Raw genomic sequence first — 22,913 nt, 5'->3', positions numbered from 1 at the left:
CACCTCCCTATTTAATCAGTGCGTTCGAATCAAGAATGAGAGCAACCTGCCCGTCGCCCAGTATGGTAGCACCCGATATTGCAAACACGTTCGAAAGGTAACTTCCGAGTGATTTTAAAACAACATCATGCTGTCCGATTAATGAGTCCACGACCAGTCCTGCAATTTTGTCCCCTTTGCTGACAATGACCAGGGAATAATACTCGTCCTCGCCTGCTGTTTCTGTATCAGGTACTTCAAATATTTCATTCAAAAAGACAAGCGGAATGACGTTCCCGCGGAAATCAATCACTTTTTGTCCGTGAGCACTGTGAACTTCGTTTTTGTTCACGATGGCTGTTTCTACAATAGCGGTGAGCGGAACTCCGTATTTCTCCTTTCCTATTTCAACGAGCATGACATCGATAATAGAAAGTGTCAGAGGAAGCTGCACGGAAAATAGAGAGCCCCGGCCATAAACGGAGTTGACGGTGATATTTCCACCAAGCGTTTCAAATGTATTGCGCACGACATCCAGCCCTACGCCTCTTCCGGATATGTCTGTGATTTCCTGTGCTGTACTGAATCCGGAAGCGAACATCAACCCAAATATCTGCTGATCATTCATCTTTTCAAGATCCTCTTCGTTCACGACCCCATTTTCAAGCGATTTTTTTATCACTTTTTCCTGATCAATGCCGTTGCCGTCATCTTCAATCTCAATGAAGACGTTATTGCCGCTGTGATAAGCACTAAGATGCACATTTCCTTCAGGTGATTTGCCGGCAGCTTCACGGACGTCCGGCTGCTCAATACCATGATCAATGGAATTACGGATTAAGTGGACAAGAGGATCCCCGATTTCATCAATAATGGTTCGGTCGAGCTCGGTTTCTGCACCTGTGATTTCAAGATTGACTTTTTTGCCCAGTTCTTTGGAAAGACTTCTTACCATCCGCGGGAATCGATTGAACACTTGATCTATCGGCATCATTCTCATATTCAGGATAATTTCCTGCAGATCCCCTGAAATCCGGGACATGCGTTCCACTGTTTCGTTCAACTCACTGTTGTTAAGTTCACTTGATATCTGCTCCAGGCGTCCCCGGTCAATCACCAGCTCCTCAAATAGATTCATTAAAACATCGAGCCTGTCAATGTTTACCCGGATCGTCTTATTGAGTTCACTGCCTTTTTTGGACCCTGTATTCTGTTTCTCTGGTTTATCTGCTTTAGCAGGCTTAGCAGCATCTTCTTGCTGCTCATTCTTTTCTGCAGAAGCATCCTCAGCCGGCTTCTCTGGTGTATCATTACTGCCGTTATCTGTTGCAGGTGCGGGTTCATCTACATTAACGACTTCTACAGACACATTTGTTATTTCTGATACTTTGAGAACACGCTGTCTCAATTCCTCCAGCTCCACACTGGAAATCACGGTAATAACAAAAGATGATTCGAAATTTTCATCTTCCAGTTCATCCGCGGAAGGGGTGGATTTAATGATATCCCCCACCTGTTCGAGCACATCAAAGACCATATAGACGCGGGCTGCTTTGAGCATCGTCTGTTCATCAAGTGTAATCTCGAGTTTATATGGAGTGTACCCCTGTTCCTGGGATTGTTTCAGCACCGTCCGCTCATATTCATCATAGGATTCGCTTACAGCTGTATTGTCTGTATCCTGTGAAGATTCCACGTGAACAGCTGCAGCTGCTTCAGATTTTGCAGCTGTTTCTTTGTCTTCTCCGCTTTGCAGCACTTCAAGCTTCTGCACCGCCTCACTTACATCCCTGGAGCCATCTCCGCCGCCGGCAATGTCAGTAATCATTTCTTCCAGATCATCCACCGATTCAAACACAACATCCATGACATGGGATGTAACACTCATATGTTCATGACGAATAAGATCCAGCACGTTCTCCAGATTGTGTGTCAGACGTGCAAGATCTTCAAATCCCATCGTTGCACCCATTCCTTTTAAAGTATGAGCAGAGCGGAAGATTTCCCCTACAATCGATATATCCTCCGGTTCTTTTTCCAGCTGCATCAAATGGTCATTCAGCGTCTGCAGATGCTCCTGACTTTCATCAATAAACACTTCTAAATACTCAGATTGACCCAATATCCAAACCCCCTGATTCTGCAAGTTATCTATGGTAAAAGCTGCCTTCTTCTCTTTTCTAACTATTACTTCACTAATATCGGTTATTATAAGAAAAATTTCATAGATGCTGCTATATTTTTTGTTGAAAAGTCTATTTTTTAGTTCTATATACCTAATAATGTCTGTTGTCATCGTTACTGAAATAAAAATAACCGGTACAGCATTACTGCACCGGTACCATTTAATTTAAATCAAAGTGTTTTCCGTTGGATTCATATACTATCCATTCTGCAAGGTTCGTCCCGTAGTCTGCGATTCGTTCCACGTACCGTCCGATGAATGCAAGCTGAGTGGTCTGCTCCGCATTCGTTTCGTCGCTCAAAGTAAAGAGCCTTTGAATGTAATGTTTATACTTTCGGTCTACCGTATCATCGAGCGTGGCAATGCGCTGCGCGCGCATCAAGTCTCTATTCTGATAGGCAATCAACGCTTCACGAAGCATTTCTTCTGCAACATCCGCCATTTCCCTGATTTCCTGTATTTCGCTGCCGTTGCTCTCCTGTTCCATCCGCTTTGCCGCCTTCACAATATCTACTGCAAGATCAGCGACTCTCTCCAGATCACTGGACACTTTTAAAGCTGCAATGGTTGTACGTAAATCTGTCGCCACCGGCTGCTGGCGGGCAATCATCATTGTAGCGTCATCATGAATCTGAAGCTCCCTTTGATTAATGGCGCTGTCCCCTTCAATGAGAGTCTTTATTTTTTCGTCATCACGGTTTTCAAGAAGATTCAGTGCCTGCCTGAACACAGCAATCACATCCTCTCCCATGGTCGAAATATCTTCTTTTAGCTGGACGAGTTCCTGCTCATAGGTTCCTCTTACTCCCATACATCAGCCCCCTGTCTTTACCCGAATCGGCCGGAAATGTAATCTTCAGTGCGCTTGTCATCAGGTGACGAAAAGATTTTGTCTGTCTGATCATACTCCACAACCTCACCATTCAGGAAAAAGGCGGTATTATCTGAAATTCTTCCAGCCTGCTGCATATTGTGTGTGACGATGATAATGCTGTAGTTTTTCTTTAACTCCTGTACAAGCTCTTCAATTTTCAAAGTTGAAATCGGGTCAAGTGCCGATGTCGGCTCATCCATCAAAAGCACATCTGGTTCTATGGCGAGACACCTTGCAATGCAGAGGCGCTGCTGCTGACCACCGGAAAGACCAAACGCGTTTCTTTTCAGGTCATCTTTCACTTCTTCCCAGAGAGCCGCTCCCTTTAAGCTGTTTTCCACAATTTCATCCAACACTTTTTTGTCTTTGATGCCGTGGATTTTCGGGCCGTACACGATATTTTCATAAATGGACTTTGGAAATGGGTTCGGCTGCTGAAAAACCATGCCTACTTTCGTCCGAAGCAGTTCCACTTTATATTTCTTGTCGAAAATATCCTGATTCCGGTAGTAGATGCCACCTGAGGTCTTTACAGAAGGGATCATTTCTGTCAAACGGTTCAGTGTTTTAATAAACGTGGATTTCCCGCACCCTGACGGACCAATAATTGCGGTCACTTCCTGTTCCGGGATATCCAGTTCGATATTTTTCAGCGCCTGGTCTTCCCCGTACCACAGATTAAGCTGATCGACTTTATAAACGGAATTCCCGGTTTTTTTGGTTTCAATTGTGGTGTTGTCCTCATATTCTGTATTTTTTTCCTGACTTGCGAGCATCTTAAAACACCTCTTTTAAAATTTAGAATCGACGTTGAAATTTATTCCGTATCCATACGGCAATGGAATTCATCACAAGCAGCATAACCAGAAGAACAATGATTCCAGCTGCGGCTACCATGTGGAATTCTTCCTGCGGGCGGTTTGTCCAGTTAAAGATCTGGATAGGCATGACGGTAAACTGAGACATAATACTCTCGGGCAGAAAGGCGATGTACGTCAGAGCTCCGATCATGATGAGTGGAGCTGTCTCTCCAATCGCCCGTGAAAGAGCGAGAATAGTACCCGTTAAAATGCCCGGTACCGAAGCCGGCAGTACAACCTTGAATATCGTCTGCCACGTTGTCGCCCCCATCGCGTAGGAAGCCTGTTTCAATTCAGCCGGAACGGCGCGGAGGGCCTCCTGTGAAGATACAACGATAATCGGCAGTATAAGAAGCGACATCGTCAGCGCCCCTGCAATAAGACTGCGCCCCATCGACAATTCACGAACGAACAGCGTAAGGCCGAGCAGTCCGAAAACAACAGACGGTACGCCGGCGAGGTTGGAAATATTCGTCTGGATCAGCGTTGTGAAGCGGTTCGGCTTCGCGTATTCTTCCAGATATATCGCTGTGCCGACCCCGAGTACAAAAGAAATCGGACCGGTCAATGCCATCATCCAGATGGTTCCGATAAGCGGTGCCTTTAAACCTGCTTCGTCCGGATGCCTGGAAGCAAAATTAGTAAAGAGCTGCCAATCAATGGAGCCAATTCCTTGAGTGATAATCCGAATAATAAGAATAAGCAGCATCAGCAGACTGAAAATAACTGCCGTTGCAAATATCGTTCTAAATAACCGGTTTTTCCATTCTCTTTTCGGAAGGTTGGATGGTGCTGATAAATATTCTGTTGGTGTCCCCGATGTGTTTTCCTGGCTAACTTCCTTCATCAGTATTCCTCCCTGAATCGCTTCGAAATAAACTGGGCAAGAATATTCATGACCAGTGTAAATATAAACAATGTCATGCCGACTGCATAAATGCTGTAATATACGGTCGTACCGAACCCGGCGTCCCCGAGGCTCATCTGTACGATATAAGCGGTCATCGTCTGCATGGAGGACGTGATATCAAAACCCTGCGCCGGACTTCCGCCGCCGGCAACCGTCACAATCATTGTTTCACCGATGGCTCTGGATATAGACAGGACAAAAGAAGCTATAATGCCTGATAATGCAGCGGGAAACACTACTTTAAGCGACACCTCAAGCCGGGTGGCTCCAAGTGCAAAAGCCCCTTCTCTCATCGATTGGGGCACGGCACTCATGGCGTCCTCAGACAGAGATGCCACCATTGGTATAATCATAATTCCCATCACAAGTCCCGGGCTTAATGCATTGTATATGGCCAGTCCGGGTATAACAGACTGCAATACCGGCGTTACAAAGGTCAAAGCAAAAAAACCGTACACTATAGTGGGAATACCGGCCAATACCTCAAGAATTGGTTTGATTGTTCGTCTTTTCTTATCACTCGCATACTCACTCAAATAAATGGCTACCGCCAGTCCAACCGGTATTGCTACAACCATAGCAATAGCGGCTACTGTAAATGTCCCAAGCAGAAGCGGTCTGATACCGTAATCCGGATCGGAAAACATCGGATACCACTCGGAACTTGTTAGAAATTCAACAATCGACACTTCGGAAAAAAACGTTACTGTTTCGAAAAGCAGAGTCAAGACGATCCCGAACGTTGTTAATATAGAAATAATGGCACATATAAGAAACAACTTCGGCATGGTCTTTTCAGCTGCATTGGTTGCCCCTTTTTGTGAAGCTTTATCTTCTATCATTTTACGGATAGATGGCCGCTCATTGTCTGACATCGTGCATCCCCTTTCTGTCTAACTCCATAAACGTAGACAAAAGGTAAGATGCAGGCATCTTACCTTTTGGCCTGAGCTATTCTCCTGAACCAGAACCGGAACCGGAGCCCGCTGCTTCTTCAATCTTTGTCGCATTTTCCTGATACACTTCTTCAGAAGCGTTGACGTATCCAACTTCAAGTGCAAGATCGCCGGCATTCTCATTCAGGAACTGTACGTAGTCAAGTACCTGCGGCTCCTGAAGGGATGATTCCTTTACATACGTGAACAACGGACGGGAAAGCGGTGCGTAGGAACCGTCGTTGATTGTTTCTTCACTTGGTTCAACCGGACCGTCGCCATTGTCAATCGGAACCACTTTCAGGCTGTCCTGGTTTTCAGCGTAATACGCGTACCCGAAGTAAGCGATACCGTTCGGGCTTCCCTGAACGCCCTGTACGAGTACGTTGTCGTCTTCGGACAGCTGAGCGTTACGGTTAATGTCGTCACCTTCAAGGATGGTTTCATGGAAGTAATCATACGTACCGGAATCTGTGCCCGGGCTGAATCGCTGAATCTGCTTATCAGGCCATTCACTGCGGACGTCACTCCAAGTTTCTGCACCGCCGTCAACCCAGATCTGCTTCAGTTCTTCTACTGTAAGATGATCAATGAAGTCGTTCTGCTGATTGACCACAACGGAAATACCATCGTAAGCAAGAGTCATTTCAAAGTAGCTGATGCCGTTCTCTTCAAGAGCGGACGCTTCTTCGTCCGCAATTTCACGGGAAGCGTTACTCAAATCGGTTTCTCCTGCAATAAATTTCTCAAATCCGCCGCCGGAACCGGAAACACCAACCGGTGCCTGAACGTTAGAATGCTCGGTTGTATATTCTTCAGAAACTGCTTCCATGATTGGAAATACAGTGGAAGAACCGTCAATTGCTACTTCTCCGGATATTTCTTCACCGCTGCCGGAAGAAGATCCTTCGGAACTGCCTTCGCCTGAAGATGCTTCTTCAGAACTGCCGTCTCCACCGGAGGTTTCTTCGGTCGATTCACCGTTTCCTGATCCCTCGGACTCTTCAGATGAACCTCCACCACATGCTGCCGCGAATGCAACAATTGCAGCAAGCGCGATAAACAGCCATACTTTTTTCATACTCAAAAGCACTTCCTCCTTTTTCTTGTTTAAATGGATAAGGAGCTTGTCTCTCCCCACTCACAAGTGCAAGTATAAGAAATGAAGATTAAGAACACGTGGTGCTGATGTAAAGATTGTGTAAACATACATGAAGAAATGTAAAGAACGGAGTCAGCATTTGTCGCTTCGTGTGTACAACACTGTTATGACAGTCTTTCTCATCCCCCCTGCTTTTCAATCTCTTTTTTATGATAATAATTTTTCTAGGTATTTGTTTATCAACATAAGCGTGAGCGATGCCTTTTCCTGTGCAGGTACCCCGGCCTTTTTGAAACCGGGGCGGGAAAATATAAGGTATGATTTTCATCATCCTAAAAAAAGCTGCCCTTTGAAAGGACAGCTTCTGCTTTAGGATAACGTTTTACTCCAGCCGGAGGAGGCTTTTTCAACTTTTGTATCGGGACATTCATTCTTCGCCTCTCCTATCATTTGCTCATGATCACCAAAATGCGGGAGATGGGTAAGAAGAAGGTGGGGAACTTTGGCAAGCCCGGCCATTTGTCCGGCTTCTTCACTTGTCATGTGACCAAACGCTGCACCGTCTTCACCTTTGTATGCGGTCGACTCCGCGATCAAAAGATCGGCTCCGGAAGCGGCATGAGCCAGTTCGGTAGAAAAGGCGGTATCGGCCGAGTAAAAAAGAACAGCGGTTTCCGTTTGAATCTTCATGGCATAGCAAGGTACCGGGTGGATTGTTTTGAAAAATGTAAATGTGAAAGGACCGGCTTCAAGCGGGCTATCCGCTGTATAAGCTTCCGTGGTGATAGTATTTTTAAAAGACAAATGTTCAAATCCTGCCGGGTCTTCTTTATGCCCGTAAATAGTCACAGGCTGCTGCGGTTTGTCGGAAATGACCGGCTGCAGCAGACGAAAATAATGGAAAGCTCCAATATCCCCGATGTGATCATTATGATAATGAGAAATAATAACTGCATCGATGTCTTCAAGATCACTGTACTGCTGCAGCTGGGAAATCACTCCGCTGCCGCAGTCAATAAGTACTCGAAAGTTCCCTTCTTCTATTAAATAGCCGGAGGCGGCTTCTCCTGCTTCCGGAAATGCGTGCCAATATCCAATAACCGTGACTTTCATATTGTTTCCCGCCTTTCCTTTTCATTTCTGCATTCAGTATAAACCCGAACCTTCAAAAATGGAAAGATATTTTCTGCTTCCTTCCCGTTTTCTTCTTGATTGGGATAATCCGCGGTTCTCCATTGTCCAGACGGTATGCGGGAGTAACAATCGATAGGCAGCATGTACCAGCCGTTTGCGGAGAAGTTCAAAGCAAAAGTAGTTCATAACGGTTGTTCAGAAACCATTCAACTGCTGCTGTGGTTGTCAAACAGCTCATAGAACAAGTCTATCGACCACTTCAGGCGTCCGGTGAATAGATAATGGACGATAAGACGCACCGAATCGGAATACAATGCGTTTGATACATCCTCCAACATCACACAAAAAAAGCGCCCCGTAAAAACGGGACGCTTTTCACAGATAGTTACGCTTCCTGCATTTCTTTTGATTCGCTTGCGTAAACGCTCACCTGTTTTTTCTTTTTACCGCGGCGTTCAAATTTCACAACACCGTCCACTTTGGAGAAAAGAGTATCGTCACCGCCGATACCTACGTTCTCACCAGGGTGGATGCTCGTACCGCGCTGGCGTACGAGAATGGAACCGCCGGTTACCTGCTGTCCATCAGCACGCTTCACGCCGAGGCGTTTCGCTATGGAGTCACGGCCGTTCTTCGTACTTCCGACACCTTTTTTCTGGGCGAAAAATTGAAGATCCAAATTCAGCATCATGTTTCTCACCTCCTGTCAGTCTGAAATGTGTATATAATCACCGTACTGTTCGGCAATTGTCTGAAGGGAAATGAGCATACCTTCCAGCAACAGCTGAACTTCTCTGCCGGTCTGTTTTGCAAGCCCCCGGGGCACCCTGCAGAAAAGCCATCCGCCTTCATCAGCCAGTTCGACATCCAAATCCACTCCGCACACTTCATCTACAGCATTTACTGCTCCGAATGAGACGGCAGAAGCACCGGCACATACCAAATCATAGCCGTACGGCCCGCTTTCTGCGTGTCCGGACATCGAAAAAGCATCTATTTTCCCATTTTCATTCCGGTCCACCTTGATTTCTATCATGGCATACCGGCCTTATGCTTCGATCTTGTCGATAATAACTTTCGTATACGGTTGACGGTGACCCTGCTTACGGCGGTAACCTTTTCTTTTCTTCATTTTAAAGACAGTGATTTTTTTCTGGCGTCCATGCTTTTGCACTTTTGCCGAAACTTTCGCACCATCTACATATGGAGAACCGGTTTTCACTTCACCGCCGCCGACAAAAATAACATTGTCAAAAGTGACTTCTTCCCCTTCGGAAGCGTCCACTTTTTCTACGTAGACCTCCTGGCCTTCTTCCACTTTGACCTGCTTGCCGCCGGTTTCGATAATAGCGTACATCTTCTGCACCTCCTATGACTTAGACTCGCCAGCACAGGTGCCGTTTCCGGACTTGAGACCTGCGCGTGTGCGGTTGAAGTTTGGGTGCCAGCCAAACAACTAACAAAGGACATCTTATCACAGCCTTGAAACCGTGTCAATGACGCGCTGGTGCCTGTTTTTCCAATGCTTCTTTTCTTCTTCTGGCCTCCGTTTCAATCCCTGTGTAACGAATGGTTATACTGCTTTTTTCATCACCGGGGATCGTGTAAATGACAAATGAATAGCGGGAAGTCCATGTTTCAAGCAGGAAAGAACCTTCTGCATGCAGCCAGTCATGTACTCGTTTCGGCATTTCGATAACCAGAGCTTCGGATTCCATACCGCGGCATTCATGGATATAACGTTCTGCCTGGTAAGCAAGAGTTTCCGCCGAGATACGGCGCCCCGTTCCGCGGCAGCCGCTGCATGGTTCCAAAAGAAGATCTTCGACGCCTCTTCTCACTTTTTTGCGGGTCATTTCCACCAGTCCAAGCGTACTCATACCAGTTACATTTGTTGTCGTTCTGTCCTTTTTCAAAGCCTGTTTTAATTCCCCTATTACTTCTTCCTTATGGGATTCCTTTTTCATATCGATGAAATCAATAATGACGATGCCCGAAATATCACGCAACCTTAATTGAACGGCAATCTCGGCGGCAGCTTCAAGGTTCGTACGACGGACTGTTTCCATCAAATCCGTTCCACCGGTGTATCGGCCTGTATTTACATCAATCACCGTGAGAGCTTCTGTTTTTTCTATGACTAGAAATCCACCGTTTTTCAGCCAGACATTGGGCTTTAACGCTTTTTCTACTTCTTTTTCAATTCCTTTTGCGGCAAAAAGATTTTCTCTTCCTTGATAATAGGCTACCTTTTTTGTGTCTCTTTCCTCAAAGCGAAGCATCCGTTTCAACTGCTGGACAACGGGAAAGTAATCAGCTGTAATCTGATGAATATCGTCCATGGAATAATCACGCAGCAGCTGTTCTACGATACCGCCGTCCTTCAAAACCAAACCCGGAGTACGCGTTTGATCGGCAAGGGAGAGAATCTCCTTCCAATCCTCGCGGAGGTAATCGATATCTGCGGCAACAATATCAACGTCGAGCTGCTCACAAATCGTTCGTATGATCACCCCTTCTTCCTCGTTCAGCTGTTCCGCCGCCCAGCTTCGCCACCCTTCCCGGTTCTCTTCCTGCATTTTTTTTGAGATACCTGTGTAACCGCCTTCTGGAAGGTATACGGTATACTTTCCGGACAGGGACACGTTTTCCGTCAGTTTGGCTCCTTTCTTTCCAAACTCTTCTTTCAGCACCTGCACCAGCACAGTCTGGCCTTGTGTAATAAACTCGGATATACTCCGATTTTCCTTTTCTTCGAGCGGTTCTTTTTTCTGTTTATACCCAGCCAGTTCATCACGGTACAAAAACCCGTTTTTCTCCCTCCCGATATCGACAAACGCTGCCTGCATGCCGGGCAGGACATCTTTCACACGTCCTTTATAAATATTGCCTGCAATCCGGTTCTCATCGGGGCGTTCTACAAAAATTTCCGTAACCCTGCCATTTTCCTGCAAGGCCGCTCTTCGTTCAGTTGTCGATGTATTCAAAAAGATATCGATCATAAATATTGTGCCTCTCTTCGTTTTTTCCATTTCTTGCGAGAATATGTTTCAGGGTTTCCATACCCCTTCTTTTTTTTGTGATTGTTTCAAGGATATAAGATTCAGATAAGGTTTGTCCATTTTCCACAATATAAAAGGCAGCTTCTCCGTGCCTGTGAATCAGCTTCGCAGCATCTACCGGCCGCCGCTGCCAGGATATATTATTACTTTCACCGCAATACTCTGAACGTGGTTCCTCTGTTTTTCTGATTAAGAACCGGTAAAAACGATAAGGAAGCTGCTTCCATTCTTTTATGTGTATCATTACAAAAAAGGAGGCAATCAGCCAGGCCTGTACGTGCATGGGAATGTAAAGAGCGGTAAGGACGATGCATCCGGCAAGCACAGCACCGGATGTTATCATTGTATTTCGCTGCGCCTGATAAAACGGAATACGTCCGGCATAGAGGCAGAACAACAATCTGCCGCCGTCAAGCGGGTGGATCGGCAGCATATTGAAACAGAATATGGATATATTGTAGTGCATGAATAAGGCATGGTCAGCGCTTCCCCAGAAAGCGGCGCCCTGAAGGGAGTAAGAAAGAATGACAAGCGGGAGATGCACAAGAGGACCGGATAGTGCTACCACAGTCTCTTCACGGAGTGGGCGGGTTCCGTATTCATCGGTCTCCATCATTCCTCCGAAAGGAAGCAGCGATATTCTCCGTATCCTCCACTGGAAATGAAGAGCGGCGGCGGCATGTCCAAGTTCGTGGATCAGGATGATCGTGAAAAGAAGCAGAATATCATAGAAATACCCCGTCAATACAGCTGTTCCCGCCATCACCCAGAACAACGGATGAATGTGTAGGAGACGAAGCTGTTTAATCAACAGCAATCACATCCATCGGGTCGACGTAACGTCCATCCTGTTTCACCGCCAGTGCATACCTGCCGCTTCCCTCTCCGGCTTCCACCTTCCCAAGCACATCACCTCCGGCCACATGGTCATACAGTTTCACATCCACCTTATCGAGAAGACCATACCAGGATTCTCCTCCCTCATAATGCTGCACACCAACAGCAAGATCCCAATCTTCGTGCGGTCCCGTGTGAATCACCAATCCTCCGTTAACCGCTTCTATCTCACTGCCGCTGCCTGTTTCCAACACCAATCCTTTTCCATTTTCCGAAAAACTCTCTGTTACTGTTCCCGATACCGGAACGGCGGCCTGGTTTGTTTCTTTCGGTGAAGGATCTGAAGAAGCTGTGTTTGTTTCCTCCCCCGTATCCGGCAGGAATGCCACCGGACTACCAAATCGTTCTTCATACCAGGCCGTCACCGAAGCAAACGGGAATTCTTCCTGAAAGGAGCTTTCCACAAACTGTTTTGCTCCCTGAAACGCAGGATGGGCCGACTGAAACAGAATGCCGGTTAAAAGGAACACCATCGCCGCCAGAAAGCTCTGCAGCACCCAGACTCCTCTTTGCTTCCTGCGCGGCTCCTGTTGTTTCTCCTGTTTCTGCCATACATAAAACTCCGGTTCATGATAAGGTGTATCACTATGGCTCGGATAATATCCATAAGCCGGTCCGCGCTCGTTTGAAGCAGCTCTCCTGCGTCGTTTTTGCTGAACCTGCCTGCGTACTTTCTGAATATTTCTGTCCATCTTCCTCCCCCTTTTTCCATCAGACAGCTTGTTCTCTTTTTTCTTCTGTCGTCATTATATGAAAAAGTCGGGAGGATATTATAGGAAAAGCATGGGATCCCCTGGATAACAGAAATTCGGCTGCGTCCGACAAAAAAAGTTTCGATGATCCTGATTCGATCATCGAAACCTTTTTGCTCCATCATTATTGCCTTATGTTCCTGTCTCTTTTTTATTCTTCTACGGCAAACCTTCGGATACACTCCCCGATTTCGTCACGGACGCGCTGAAATACCGCCCATTTCTCTTCTTCGGTCCCTTCCGCGTGAGCCGGGTCATCAAAACCCCAGTGTTCCCGTTTGACGTGCGGTGGAACGGCCGGGCAGACGTCGTTGGCGTGGCCGCACAGCGTCACTACCATATCGGCATGTTGCAGGAGTTCCATATCGATTTTGTCCGAGGAATGCTCGGACATATCGATCCCGGTTTCCTTCATCACTTCCACTGCTTTTGGGTTCACACCGTGAGCTTCAATTCCGGCGGAGTAAACATTCCAGTCCGGCAGATATTTTTTCCCGAATCCTTCCGCCATCTGGCTCCGGCAGGAATTGCCGGTACAGAGAAAATACATTGTTTTTGCCATTCTTATTCTCCTTTAACTAATAATCAACAGCCATATGTACAGACCGGTGAGTGTAATAAACAGTGTCGGAATCGTTATGACTATACCAACTTTAAAATAATAGCCCCAGCTGATTTTGACTCCTTTCGTCCAAAGGACATGGAGCCAGAGAAGGGTAGCAAGCGAACCGATCGGTGTAATTTTCGGTCCAAGGTCAGATCCGATTACATTCGCATAAATCAGCGCTTCACGGAGTGTTCCCATCGTTTCTGTCTCGGAAATAGCGAGCGCATTAATCATAACGGTCGGCATGTTGTTCATAATCGAGGATAAAAATGCTGCAGCAAATCCGGTAACCATCGTGCCGGCAAACATTCCCTGATCAGCCGCAGCCTGGAGTCCGGAGGCAAGCGCATCAGTCAGGCCGACGTTACGCAGGCCGTACACAACCACATACATCCCGAGGGAGAAAACCACAATTTCCCAGGGGGCCCCTTTCATGACAGACTTCGTCTCCACCGCTTTGCTGCGCCGGGCCATAAGAAGAAAGAAAATCGCAATAACGCCGGAAACAAACGACACCGGAAACGCCTCGGTTTCTCCCGTCACAGGATTCGTCCACGGAATAAATTCGCTGACAAAATAACCCGTAAGGAGCAGTGCAAGCACCAGCCACGACAGGCGGAACATTTTCAAATCCTGAATCGCATCAGCCGGGCGGCGCAGATCCTCCATGTTATAGGATTTGGGGATTTTTTTTCGGAAGTACAGATACAGCACGATAATGCTTGCGGTAAGGGCAAACAGATTCGGCACAATCATGCGCGAGGCGTACTCTGCGAAACCGATACCGAAAAAGTCGGCGGATACAATATTGACCAGGTTGCTCACAATGAACGGAAGACTCGTCGTATCAGCAATGAAGCCACTTGCCATAACAAATGGGAGCACCATTGCTTCTTCAAACCGAAGGGCCCGTACCATCGCCAGTACAATCGGCGTTAATATCAGCGCTGCGCCGTCATTGGCAAACAATGCTGCCACAACTGCTCCGAGAAGCGATACATACACAAACATTTTCAAGCCGCTTCCATTGGCAATCCGGGCCATGTGAAGAGCAGCCCATTCGAAAAACCCGATTTCATCCAGTATTAAAGAAATAATGATAATAGCGACAAAAGTCAGCGTCGCGTTCCAGACAATGCCTGCAACATCTCCGACATCCTGAAAAGAGACCACACCGGCAAGTAAGGCAAGCACCGCACCAAATATGGCAGACCAGCCGATCGACAGCCCTTTCGGCTGCCAGATGACAAGAACCAGTGTAACCAAAAATATAAGTACAGCTGTAACAATCTCATTCATATTCCAAAAAACTCCTTAACGACTCGTATCACACCAAACAACATGGTTCCCATTCTTCTCTAATTCGTCCAGCTTTTCTTTTTGCGAGGGCATTCTGTATAATATGCTTTCAATAAGCGGGTACATGTCATGATCTGTGTTCAGAGCATAAAACACCCACTGCCCGCGCCTTGTTTCAAGGACAACCCCAGCATCTCTTAATTTCCGGAGATGCTGGCTGATGGAAGGCTGACTCATGTTAAAGATGTCAGTGAATTCACAGACACAGCACTCCCGTTCCAATAAGAGCGCTGTCATCGTCAGTCTCGTCTTATCCCCAAGCAGCTTGAGAACCGGTGCAGTTGTTTCAATCGGCACTTCCGGGATGGTCTTCATCTATCTGCTCCTTTCCTTCGTCTTCCTATGTAGTGATATATATCATTATATAAAAATATGCTTATATGTCAATATGGATTCTCTCTATTCATATGCTCTTGAATACGATATGCGGGGATGTCCGGCCCAGGCCCTATCGACGCTGCTGTGTGTACGTTCCCACCACATCTTAAAAGCCCCGCACGATGTCTGCGTGCGGGGCTTTATATAAGGCATCCGTGCTTTTTCAGGACTGCTTTGTATCTTTACGAACCCTTGCTTTTTCATAGAGGATGGTCATCTCTGTGGTATATCGCTTTAATAATTGATCATTTTCCGTATGCTGGACTTTTTCTTCGAGGTCTTCGATTTTTCTTTTCTCTTCGGCCGACAAATAATCGAAGTCCGCTTTCATTTTTGTTTTCCCTCCTTCACCTGTCTCTTTTCATTATGACCGGTTCCTCTTTTTTTAACCGGATAGTCCGTGATAGTACGAAGTAAAGCCTATGGAAAATCGATAATAGATACCAGTAATAAAGGGTAGGGAAATAAGCGGCATCGGTATCCTGATTGGATTGGAATAGTTTTGATTTTACTATAGCATGGATGCAGGAAAGAAGTAAATCTGTTCATGGAGCATGACAGATAAAAAAGAACCGGCATCTGGAGCGGGGCTGCGATGGTTCCGTACCGCAGCAACTCCGTGGATACTAAGCCGCCTAACAGCATACATAGTTTCCATGAAGGTAATAGTCGCGGACACTGGAACTTTTCCACCGGCTATTAGTTTCCATTGATTTTTACCGGTAGACACTAAATCCTGATGATAGTAACCCAGTGTCCACAAAAGAGAGATCCATGGATACTACCTTCTTATTTTTCAATGATAGTGTCCACCCACAACTCGATGATAGGGATCTACGGCTGATGCTTCAACGAACAGGATGTTCCAGGACCGGCGCCCGTCACAGGACGTGACCGGTTTTAGCCGGCGAACTGCTGAAATGGCGCCGCCGCCTTCCGCTCCTGCCCGTGATTACATTTTCTTTATTACAAAAAGGGAGCTGTATCCTTTGATACAGCCCCCTGTGTTTAAGCTTTTAACCCAAGCATTCCTTTGAGTCTGGAAAAGAAACCTTTCTTCTCTTCAATGGACATTAAAGGAACCGACTCGCCGAGAATGCGCCTTGCAATGTTACGGTACCCGATGGATGCCCGGCTTTTGGGGTTCATCGCAATCGGTTCCCCTTGATGACCTGCCTTGATGACTTCTTCATCATCCACAATCATACCAAGCAGATCTACAGCCAGAGTGGATACAACATCGTCCACATCAAGCATCTCCCCCCGGCTGGACATATGACTGCGGACTCTGTTGATGACAAGTTTCGGCGAACCTGTCTGTTCCTGCTCAAGAAGTCCGATAATCCGGTCGGCGTCCCTTACCGCAGAAGTATCCGGAGTAGTAACAACCACGGCCTGGTCCGCACCGGAAACAGCGTTTTTGTATCCCTGTTCTATCCCGGCCGGGCAGTCAATAATAATATAATCATAGTCCGGCTTGAGTTCTTCCACGATCTGTTTCATCTGCTCAGGATTCAATGCACTTTTGTCCTTTGTCTGCGCTGCCGGCAGTAAATGAAGGCAGTCAAACCTCTTATCCCTGATTAAAGCCTGCTGTACCCGGCACCTTCCTTCTGCTGCATCAACAAGATCATAAATAATACGGTTCTCAAGCCCCATGACAACATCCAGGTTGCGCAGACCGATATCCGTATCGATTAAACATATATGTTTTCCCTGCAGAGCCAAGGCTGTGCCAATATTAGCCGATGTCGTTGTCTTCCCGACACCGCCTTTACCGGATGTAATTACAATTGCCTCTCCCACTGCAATTCCTCCTTCCAGACATGCACGCGTGCTGCTTATAACTTGTTTTGAAATTGTGTTAACAGTCTGGTTTTTTCAAATGATATTTGATTATCCGGCGCTTCTATGTAAGCAAAGACGGGTTCATCAAACATAGGTCTCTGCCGTTGTTTTTTTTCATAACGATCGGGGGCGTAAAACAATACGTCTGATACCGAAATCTGGGTAGGCTCCATGACCGAGGCACATACGACAGCTCCCGTGTTGCCTTCCAGTCCAGCACGGGCGGTGCCCTTCAAGGTTCCCAGTATATATACATTTCCGGTTGCTTCCACCGCCCCGCCGGGATTAACGTCCCCAAGAAGCAGTACGTCTCCACGGACAGAAATCACCTGTCCGGAACGAACGATGCGGGTAATCGAAGTCAAGGATTCCTCTTCCCGCAGACGCTCTGCTTCTTCCCGGCTGATTACCTCCGAGCGGAATTCTTTTATTCTTATCGATTCCGCCTCTTTCAGGAGACTTATAATCTCTTCCTGTTCACTGGTCCCTACATAACGGTATCCGGTGTCTACCGTTACCTCCACTTCGGGACCATGACCGAACACCTGTTTATCTTTTTCGATCTTTTCCTGCAGCTCTGTTTTTAACTCATCAAACGAGCAGCGGTCATCCATCATGATTGTCAGACCGTCTTTTGTTCCTTTAATGGTAACAAGGTTTTTCGGGGGTCCTGATTTCATATGCTCCACCTCTGAAACACAAACCATGAACATTCTTTCATTCATGGCTCGATTATTATTCCTTCCACATCACTGCCGTTTTTTCCTTCTCAAACATTGAGATTTATTTACCAGTGCTGCAATTCTTCTGTTTCCCTTATTCTGGTGAACAGACGCTGGAACGGATAAATAAGCAGCAGCGCCGTTATTCCATTCATAATCAGGGAGGGGAGGGCCCTCATCATGAAAAACTCTTCAAACAAAAGGTCCGTTCCTCCAATAATGTAATGAAGGCCATATGTCATCCACTCCAGTACAAATATCGCTGAAATGATGATTAAAACGGGCCACAGGAAACTAGTACGGACCGAGCGGTATGTGAAAGCACTGATATAGGCCGTAAAGCCCATACTAAACATATAAATCCCAATAATATCGGTGTAGACAATGTCATACAGCAGACCGAACCCCGCGCCGATCAGTACACCGCTTCCTGCGCCCCGGTAGATGGAAGTCAACACTACAGCAATCAGTACGAATCTGGGCACAAGATAAAATTCCCGGTCCGGCGAAGGTGGGACGAAAATCTGAAACAACGTACCTTCCATCAGAAACAACAGAAAAATAAAGAAAGGAAGCGCAAATCGTATCATGATGAGCCTCCTCCACCAGCATCGGGATCCTCTACTTCCACCGGTTCTTCTTCGTCTTCTTCATTTTCTTCGTTTGTATTCTGTTGAATCGTATCATCCAATGTTTCACTCGTCCGTTCAATGACATTGACCTGTTCGAGGTTGTAATAATCCGCAGCAGGTTCAACGAGTGCATTATAACTCAACCCGAATTCATCAGGCTCAAGGGAAGTGATGGTCCCTATGGCAAGCCCTCTCGGAAATAGGCCGCCAAGTCCTGACGTTATGACCTGCTGCCCTTCTTTTATTTCAGCATCTGACTGGATTTTACGAAGCATCAGCCCTTCTTCTTCCTCATTCCAGCCTTCGATAAAAGCATACACAGGTTCGCCGTCTGTGGCAACCATAGCCGAAACACGATTGGTGCGGCTGTCGTCCGAAAGAAGCTGGACAGAGGAAGTAAACTCCGAAGTCGTCTTCACTTTCCCTATAAGTCCTTCCGATGTTACTACGGCCATGTTCTTTGATACACCGTTTTGACTGCCCTTATTGATTCCTATCATATCCGTCCACTTGTCGGGACTACGGTGGATGACAAGCGCGGTACGTGTCGTATAATCATTCAGACTGCTTTCTGAATCAATCATTTCTCTCAAGGTGGCATTTTCCTGTTTGACCGTTTCCAGTTCAGCTGAAAGAGAGGCAAATTCCTCCATACGGGATTTCAGCATCTGGTTTTCTTCATAAACGTTAAATATGTCCGCCACATTCCCAAAGAAACCCGCTGTCATATGAGCGGGTCTGCTTACCAATGATTGAACCACACCAGTCGTATCCCTTAGAAATTTCTCCGGCCAGGTTATCGTTTCATTGTTCCTCGTCGAAAAACCGATTAAGGATACAAGCACGATGATACTGACCATGAGCAGAATGAGTCGTTTGTTGGAAAAAAAGTGCGGCATACCGGTTCACCTTCTTATAAGGTTTCCCGGCTGGATCTAGCGGTTATTCCCGCCTTCGACCGGAAAAGATGCAGATTTTCAAGCGCTCTTCCCGTACCGAGCGCGACACAGTCGAGCGGTTCCTCGGCGACCAGCACAGGCATATTCGTTTCGTCACTGAGAACTTTGTCCATATTACGGAGTATGGCCCCGCCCCCGGTCAGCACAATCCCTCTATCCATAATATCAGCGGAGAGTTCGGGCGGCGTCTGTTCCAGCGTGCTTTTGACAGTCTCTACAATCGCGTGAACAGTATCAGCCAAAGACGTGGAGATTTCTTCGGCGGAGACCGATATCGTTTTCGGAAGTCCGGAAACAAGATCTCTTCCGCGTATATCAAGATTGTCTATGCCTTCGAACGATCCGGCAGACCCGATTTCCATCTTCAAGGTTTCCGCCGTTCGCTCTCCAATCATCAAGTTATACGTTTTCTTAATGTATTGGATAATGGACTCATCCATTTCATCGCCGGCAACCCGGATGGATTGGCTTGTCACAATTCCCCCGAGTGAAATAATCGCTACTTCCGTTGTTCCTCCGCCAATGTCGACGATCATGCTTCCGGTCGGTTCCCAGACCGGAAGATCGGCTCCGATAGCCGAAGCAAATGGTTCTTCAATCGTATAAGCTTCTCTTGCCCCTGCTTGTTTTGTTGCGTCTTCCACCGCCCGTTTTTCTACGGCAGTAATTCCGGACGGAACACAGACCATGACATTGGGCTTCCTGGTGAAAATAGAGCGGCTGCGCTGCGCCTGCTGAATAAAATATTTCATCATGGTGGCAGTCGTGTCAAAATCGGCGATAACACCGTCTTTCATCGGGCGGACCGCCACAATATTACCGGGAGTCCGGCCGATCATATTTTTGGCATCGTTGCCGACTGCTTCTATCGTATTGGTATCGGTCCGCATAGCGACAACAGACGGCTCCCTCACGACAACTCCTTTACCTTTAACATATACAAGGGTGTTCGCCGTTCCCAAGTCAATTCCAAGATCTTTTGAAAAGCCTCCAAACATCTATGTATCTCCCTTCATCCTTCACAAGCTGTATCCCGTAACACCAGAGCACGTCCCCGGCGGTTCATTTATCATTATACAAGCGGCCGTGCTGAAGCTGTGCCGCTATATGTCATTATACTGAAAACATCATGAAAAACATAGACTTTCCATTTTCTTTCACAAATTTTACACGGCTCATCACAATAACTTCAAGCATTCTATAGTGTATAAGATAGATTTTGGTTCAACAAGAGTCAAAAGACATCCGCTACACACAACCTTTTTCTTTCAGGCTTGTAAAGCGGCGGTCACCGATAATGATATGATCCAGCACATCAATACCAAGAATTTGGCCGGCTTCAATCAGCCGTTTTGTTACATCAATGTCTTCCCGGCTTGGATCTGGATCGCCTGAAGGATGATTGTGAATGCAGATCACAGCAGCTGCAGACCGGCGCAGCGCTTCCTTAAAAACTTCACGGGGATGAACAATGCTCGAATTCAAACTTCCGATAAACAGCGTCTGTCTGTGAATCACCTGGTTTTTCGTGTTCAGACACAGAATAACAAAATGTTCCTGCGTCAAAAAGCGCATCTCTTCCATCACGAGACCGGATACGTCTTCTGGTGACCGGATCACCCAGCGTTCTTCTTCATGATACGTATAGATGCGCCGTCCGAGCTCAATAGCTGCCCGCAGTTCAAGCGCTTTTGCCAGACCAATACCTTTGATGGTCTGTAATTCTTCAACAGTTGCCTCTTTGAGCATGAGCAGCCCGTCAAAGTCATACAAGACACGCTGGGATAACTGAAGAACAGATTCCTCTTTGGTACCGCTTCGGATCAAAACAGCGAGGAGTTCCTGATTAGAAAGCTGTTCCGCTCCGAATTTGGCCATTTTCTCACGGGGGCGTTCAGAAAAAGGGACATCTTTGATCATAACTGAGGATGAATGCAAAGCTCGCTCTCCTTTTTTATTCAATAAGTGGGGGGAAAGGACGGGACAATGTGAAACAATCTCAGTTCTCTGCTGAGACGGGATACAGGAAGACCCATGACATTGTAAAAATCTCCTTGAACTGCTTCCACAAACAAAGATCCCTGTCCCTGCACAGCGTAGGAACCAGCTTTGTCATATGGTTCAGCTGTAGCAAGATAGGATTGAATCAAGTCTGTATCCAGCGGGCAGAAACGAACCTCGGTTTTCACGAAAAACACAGACTTCCTGCGTTTTGTAAAAACCGCTGCCCCGGTATAAACCTCGTGAGTTCTTCCAGAAAGCGCCTCCAGTGTACGCCGGGCGTCTTCTTTGGATACAGGTTTACCGAGAATGCGGCCGTCCAGAGAAATCATGGTGTCAGCAGCAAGTACGACGGAATCCGGATAATGTTCCAGTACTTCTTCGGCTTTCCGGCGGGCAAGCTGCTGCACCGCTTCTTCCGGCGCTGATCCGCCGGGAAGCGTTTCCGGCCCTTCGGCCTGGCGGACGGTAAATGTATAGCCCGCCTTCTGTAATAGTTCACTTCTGCGTGGGGACTTTGATGCAAGGATAAGAGAAGACATGAAGGGAGTACCACCTTTTTTATGCAATATTAAGTGCATTATATCAGTGGTTAAAAAAGTGTACCAAACAACCGGGAAAACATCAAGAAATATTTTCCTCCTTTTTATGATTTTTCTTCTTCTGCTTCGGTTCCGTTAAACTCATAAACAGCCTGTTCATAATACAGTACCGTTTCGATGAATGCTTCCTGGAAAGCAGCAGAAGTTTCCCCTTTTTCCGGCCACTCGGTTTCCATACCCTGAATCGATTCCTTCAGTTTGGTATTAGTACCGCCCTCCGGTAATGATGCTTCAGAAAGAAAATCTGAGAACGCTTCACGTACAGTACCTTCTCCAGTTGAACCATTTTCTCTATCCACCGCTTGCTCCAGCAGTTCTTTCACCCTGATCAGCTGTTTCTGATATTCTTTCTTTCCTTCCAGTGGTTCGGGATCACGGATCGTTCTTGTCTTTTGAAAAACTTGTATCCCTTTATCCTCAAAAAATGATACACGCTCATCTGACTTTTTTTGCTGCAGGTGGACACCTGTAAATAAATAATAGTATTCCCCGTCATACGTCAAAATCCCGGGGTACCCTTCACTGGTAAGGGACTGCTGCATTTCGATCCCTTTGCTCTTCTTTGTGAAAGCGCCGGCCTGAATAAAGTAAGCTGTTAAAGAATCATTGAAATCGGCTGTAATTCCAGGAGGATCCGCTTTCGGTTCTGCACCGGTTGAAGAGTCTCCGGCAGATACAAATTGAAGCAGCATGACGCCGAAAATTAATCCGAGCACAGCAGCACCTGCTGTCAATGAAATAAAATACATGGGAGGCTGAAATATTTTATTCGCAGCCGGCCGGCGGGGGTTTCGCTTTTTGCGATTGGTTCCAAGAGGAAGACGTGGACGCTTTCTCTGTTTTGTACCGACTGCTGCAGCAGCCTCTTCCATGTGTCTCCGAGCCTTCCAGTCCCGGATCTCAGGAGTTGATTCTTCACGCGGCGGCTCGGTATTTTTTGTTTCATTTACGTTTGTTCCGTTGATCTTCAGAGAAAAACCAGGCTTGTCCTTTTTCATGACATCCTCCTTCTCACCCTGTGCCGGGCATCATTATATTTCCCGGTGAAAGTCTGTGTGCCGGGAGTGCCATAACTGTAGCATACCGGCAATAAAAAAGAACGGGAGACTTGTCGT

Annotated in this window: 26 protein-coding genes and 1 other annotated feature; all 26 genes read right to left on the bottom strand. The window is 46.7% G+C overall.

Features of this window, described 5'->3' with window-relative positions:
- Positions 1-7 precede the first annotated feature (7 nt).
- Positions 8-2,101 carry a chemotaxis protein CheA gene (locus BM058_RS11130; protein WP_090927119.1) on the bottom strand — a complete coding sequence of 698 codons (2,094 nt, stop codon included), beginning with the start codon at positions 2,099-2,101 and terminating at the stop codon, positions 8-10.
- 223 nt (positions 2,102-2,324) lie between these two features.
- Positions 2,325-2,975: a phosphate signaling complex protein PhoU gene (gene phoU / locus BM058_RS11125; RefSeq protein ID WP_090927118.1), complete on the bottom strand. Its 651-nt coding sequence runs from the start codon at positions 2,973-2,975 to the stop codon at positions 2,325-2,327.
- 17 nt (positions 2,976-2,992) lie between these two features.
- Complete coding sequence (gene pstB, locus BM058_RS11120) at positions 2,993-3,814, bottom strand: phosphate ABC transporter ATP-binding protein PstB (RefSeq protein WP_090927117.1); 822 nt, start codon at positions 3,812-3,814, stop codon at positions 2,993-2,995.
- 22 nt (positions 3,815-3,836) lie between these two features.
- On the bottom strand, positions 3,837-4,745 hold the full coding sequence (gene pstA / locus BM058_RS11115; RefSeq protein WP_090927116.1) for a phosphate ABC transporter permease PstA: 909 nt from the start codon (positions 4,743-4,745) through the stop codon (positions 3,837-3,839).
- A complete protein-coding gene (pstC, locus tag BM058_RS11110; RefSeq protein WP_090927115.1) occupies positions 4,745-5,683 on the bottom strand; it encodes a phosphate ABC transporter permease subunit PstC in 939 nt (312 codons plus the stop codon). The genes pstA and pstC overlap by 1 nt, the downstream gene beginning before the upstream one ends.
- A 76-nt stretch (positions 5,684-5,759) precedes the next feature.
- Positions 5,760-6,824, bottom strand: coding sequence for a PstS family phosphate ABC transporter substrate-binding protein (locus tag BM058_RS11105; protein WP_090927136.1), 1,065 nt, complete (start codon positions 6,822-6,824; stop codon positions 5,760-5,762).
- 390 nt (positions 6,825-7,214) lie between these two features.
- Entirely contained in the window at positions 7,215-7,958 is a 744-nt protein-coding gene (locus BM058_RS11095) for an MBL fold metallo-hydrolase (protein WP_090927113.1), read from the bottom strand.
- A 227-nt stretch (positions 7,959-8,185) separates the two neighbouring features.
- Positions 8,186-8,320, bottom strand: a complete 135-nt coding sequence (locus BM058_RS18750; protein ID WP_281244694.1) for a hypothetical protein — start codon at positions 8,318-8,320, stop codon at positions 8,186-8,188.
- A 44-nt stretch (positions 8,321-8,364) separates the two neighbouring features.
- Complete coding sequence (rpmA, locus tag BM058_RS11090) at positions 8,365-8,667, bottom strand: 50S ribosomal protein L27 (protein ID WP_090927135.1); 303 nt, start codon at positions 8,665-8,667, stop codon at positions 8,365-8,367.
- A gap of 18 nt (positions 8,668-8,685) precedes the next feature.
- A complete protein-coding gene (locus BM058_RS11085) occupies positions 8,686-9,015 on the bottom strand; it encodes a ribosomal-processing cysteine protease Prp (RefSeq protein ID WP_090927112.1) in 330 nt (109 codons plus the stop codon).
- A gap of 12 nt (positions 9,016-9,027) precedes the next feature.
- Positions 9,028-9,336, bottom strand: coding sequence for a 50S ribosomal protein L21 (gene rplU / locus BM058_RS11080; RefSeq protein WP_090927111.1), 309 nt, complete (start codon positions 9,334-9,336; stop codon positions 9,028-9,030).
- An 11-nt stretch (positions 9,337-9,347) separates the two neighbouring features.
- Positions 9,348-9,421, bottom strand: a sequence feature (ribosomal protein L21 leader region).
- A gap of 51 nt (positions 9,422-9,472) precedes the next feature.
- Positions 9,473-10,981 (bottom strand): Rne/Rng family ribonuclease, encoded by a 1,509-nt coding sequence (locus tag BM058_RS11075; RefSeq protein ID WP_177195526.1) that lies wholly within the window; start codon positions 10,979-10,981, stop codon positions 9,473-9,475.
- Positions 10,947-11,852 carry a M50 family metallopeptidase gene (locus BM058_RS11070; protein ID WP_090927109.1) on the bottom strand — a complete coding sequence of 302 codons (906 nt, stop codon included), beginning with the start codon at positions 11,850-11,852 and terminating at the stop codon, positions 10,947-10,949. Before BM058_RS11070 ends, BM058_RS11075 begins: the two co-directional genes overlap by 35 nt.
- Positions 11,845-12,630 (bottom strand): peptidoglycan DD-metalloendopeptidase family protein, encoded by a 786-nt coding sequence (locus tag BM058_RS11065; RefSeq protein WP_090927108.1) that lies wholly within the window; start codon positions 12,628-12,630, stop codon positions 11,845-11,847. The genes BM058_RS11070 and BM058_RS11065 overlap by 8 nt, the downstream gene beginning before the upstream one ends.
- A gap of 211 nt (positions 12,631-12,841) precedes the next feature.
- Positions 12,842-13,252 (bottom strand): arsenate reductase (thioredoxin), encoded by a 411-nt coding sequence (arsC, locus tag BM058_RS11060; RefSeq protein ID WP_090927107.1) that lies wholly within the window; start codon positions 13,250-13,252, stop codon positions 12,842-12,844.
- A 12-nt stretch (positions 13,253-13,264) separates the two neighbouring features.
- Positions 13,265-14,596, bottom strand: coding sequence for an arsenic transporter (locus BM058_RS11055; protein ID WP_090927106.1), 1,332 nt, complete (start codon positions 14,594-14,596; stop codon positions 13,265-13,267).
- A gap of 15 nt (positions 14,597-14,611) precedes the next feature.
- Complete coding sequence (locus tag BM058_RS11050) at positions 14,612-14,971, bottom strand: ArsR/SmtB family transcription factor (protein ID WP_090927105.1); 360 nt, start codon at positions 14,969-14,971, stop codon at positions 14,612-14,614.
- A 226-nt stretch (positions 14,972-15,197) separates the two neighbouring features.
- Complete coding sequence (locus tag BM058_RS18275) at positions 15,198-15,365, bottom strand: hypothetical protein (RefSeq protein ID WP_177195525.1); 168 nt, start codon at positions 15,363-15,365, stop codon at positions 15,198-15,200.
- A 677-nt stretch (positions 15,366-16,042) separates the two neighbouring features.
- Positions 16,043-16,840 carry a septum site-determining protein MinD gene (minD, locus tag BM058_RS11045; protein WP_090927104.1) on the bottom strand — a complete coding sequence of 266 codons (798 nt, stop codon included), beginning with the start codon at positions 16,838-16,840 and terminating at the stop codon, positions 16,043-16,045.
- Between the two features lie 35 nt (positions 16,841-16,875).
- Positions 16,876-17,562 carry a septum site-determining protein MinC gene (gene minC / locus BM058_RS11040; RefSeq protein WP_177195524.1) on the bottom strand — a complete coding sequence of 229 codons (687 nt, stop codon included), beginning with the start codon at positions 17,560-17,562 and terminating at the stop codon, positions 16,876-16,878.
- Between the two features lie 107 nt (positions 17,563-17,669).
- Positions 17,670-18,194: a rod shape-determining protein MreD gene (gene mreD, locus BM058_RS11035; protein ID WP_090927102.1), complete on the bottom strand. Its 525-nt coding sequence runs from the start codon at positions 18,192-18,194 to the stop codon at positions 17,670-17,672.
- The gene (gene mreC, locus BM058_RS11030; RefSeq protein ID WP_090927101.1) at positions 18,191-19,135 is read right to left on the bottom strand and encodes a rod shape-determining protein MreC; all 945 of its coding nucleotides are present in this window, start codon (positions 19,133-19,135) and stop codon (positions 18,191-18,193) included. Before mreC ends, mreD begins: the two co-directional genes overlap by 4 nt.
- A 14-nt stretch (positions 19,136-19,149) precedes the next feature.
- Positions 19,150-20,193, bottom strand: coding sequence for a rod shape-determining protein (locus BM058_RS11025; protein WP_090927100.1), 1,044 nt, complete (start codon positions 20,191-20,193; stop codon positions 19,150-19,152).
- A gap of 250 nt (positions 20,194-20,443) precedes the next feature.
- Entirely contained in the window at positions 20,444-21,115 is a 672-nt protein-coding gene (radC, locus tag BM058_RS11020; RefSeq protein WP_090927134.1) for a RadC family protein, read from the bottom strand.
- Between the two features lie 38 nt (positions 21,116-21,153).
- The gene (locus BM058_RS11015) at positions 21,154-21,738 is read right to left on the bottom strand and encodes a Maf family protein (protein ID WP_090927099.1); all 585 of its coding nucleotides are present in this window, start codon (positions 21,736-21,738) and stop codon (positions 21,154-21,156) included.
- Positions 21,739-21,842: 104 nt separating this feature from the next.
- A complete protein-coding gene (locus BM058_RS11010; RefSeq protein ID WP_090927098.1) occupies positions 21,843-22,796 on the bottom strand; it encodes a hypothetical protein in 954 nt (317 codons plus the stop codon).
- Positions 22,797-22,913 lie beyond the last annotated feature (117 nt).

Source organism: Salibacterium qingdaonense (genome assembly GCF_900114715.1).
Lineage (GTDB): Bacteria > Bacillota > Bacilli > Bacillales > Marinococcaceae > Salibacterium > Salibacterium qingdaonense.
Note: the sequence above shows the minus strand (reverse complement) of the source record. Positions and strands in the feature narration are given on the sequence as shown.

Excerpts from the sequence above, each read along its gene's own strand:
- phoU (WP_090927118.1), bottom strand. The coding sequence starts at position 2,975 with ATGGGAGTAAGAGGAACCTATGAGCAGGAACTCGTCCAGCTAAAAGAA.
- pstB (WP_090927117.1), bottom strand. The coding sequence starts at position 3,814 with ATGCTCGCAAGTCAGGAAAAAAATACAGAATATGAGGACAACACCACA.
- pstA (WP_090927116.1), bottom strand. The coding sequence starts at position 4,745 with ATGAAGGAAGTTAGCCAGGAAAACACATCGGGGACACCAACAGAATAT.
- pstC (WP_090927115.1), bottom strand. The coding sequence starts at position 5,683 with ATGTCAGACAATGAGCGGCCATCTATCCGTAAAATGATAGAAGATAAA.
- BM058_RS11105 (WP_090927136.1), bottom strand. The coding sequence starts at position 6,824 with ATGAAAAAAGTATGGCTGTTTATCGCGCTTGCTGCAATTGTTGCATTC.
- BM058_RS11095 (WP_090927113.1), bottom strand. The coding sequence starts at position 7,958 with ATGAAAGTCACGGTTATTGGATATTGGCACGCATTTCCGGAAGCAGGA.
- rpmA (WP_090927135.1), bottom strand. The coding sequence starts at position 8,667 with ATGCTGAATTTGGATCTTCAATTTTTCGCCCAGAAAAAAGGTGTCGGA.
- BM058_RS11085 (WP_090927112.1), bottom strand. The coding sequence starts at position 9,015 with ATGATAGAAATCAAGGTGGACCGGAATGAAAATGGGAAAATAGATGCT.
- rplU (WP_090927111.1), bottom strand. The coding sequence starts at position 9,336 with ATGTACGCTATTATCGAAACCGGCGGCAAGCAGGTCAAAGTGGAAGAA.
- BM058_RS11075 (WP_177195526.1), bottom strand. The coding sequence starts at position 10,981 with ATGATCGATATCTTTTTGAATACATCGACAACTGAACGAAGAGCGGCC.
- BM058_RS11065 (WP_090927108.1), bottom strand. The coding sequence starts at position 12,630 with ATGGACAGAAATATTCAGAAAGTACGCAGGCAGGTTCAGCAAAAACGA.
- arsC (WP_090927107.1), bottom strand. The coding sequence starts at position 13,252 with ATGGCAAAAACAATGTATTTTCTCTGTACCGGCAATTCCTGCCGGAGC.
- BM058_RS11055 (WP_090927106.1), bottom strand. The coding sequence starts at position 14,596 with ATGAATGAGATTGTTACAGCTGTACTTATATTTTTGGTTACACTGGTT.
- BM058_RS11050 (WP_090927105.1), bottom strand. The coding sequence starts at position 14,971 with ATGAAGACCATCCCGGAAGTGCCGATTGAAACAACTGCACCGGTTCTC.
- BM058_RS18275 (WP_177195525.1), bottom strand. The coding sequence starts at position 15,365 with ATGAAAGCGGACTTCGATTATTTGTCGGCCGAAGAGAAAAGAAAAATC.
- minC (WP_177195524.1), bottom strand. The coding sequence starts at position 17,562 with ATGAAATCAGGACCCCCGAAAAACCTTGTTACCATTAAAGGAACAAAA.
- mreD (WP_090927102.1), bottom strand. The coding sequence starts at position 18,194 with ATGATACGATTTGCGCTTCCTTTCTTTATTTTTCTGTTGTTTCTGATG.
- mreC (WP_090927101.1), bottom strand. The coding sequence starts at position 19,135 with ATGCCGCACTTTTTTTCCAACAAACGACTCATTCTGCTCATGGTCAGT.
- BM058_RS11025 (WP_090927100.1), bottom strand. The coding sequence starts at position 20,193 with ATGTTTGGAGGCTTTTCAAAAGATCTTGGAATTGACTTGGGAACGGCG.
- radC (WP_090927134.1), bottom strand. The coding sequence starts at position 21,115 with ATGATCAAAGATGTCCCTTTTTCTGAACGCCCCCGTGAGAAAATGGCC.
- BM058_RS11015 (WP_090927099.1), bottom strand. The coding sequence starts at position 21,738 with ATGTCTTCTCTTATCCTTGCATCAAAGTCCCCACGCAGAAGTGAACTA.
- BM058_RS11010 (WP_090927098.1), bottom strand. The coding sequence starts at position 22,796 with ATGAAAAAGGACAAGCCTGGTTTTTCTCTGAAGATCAACGGAACAAAC.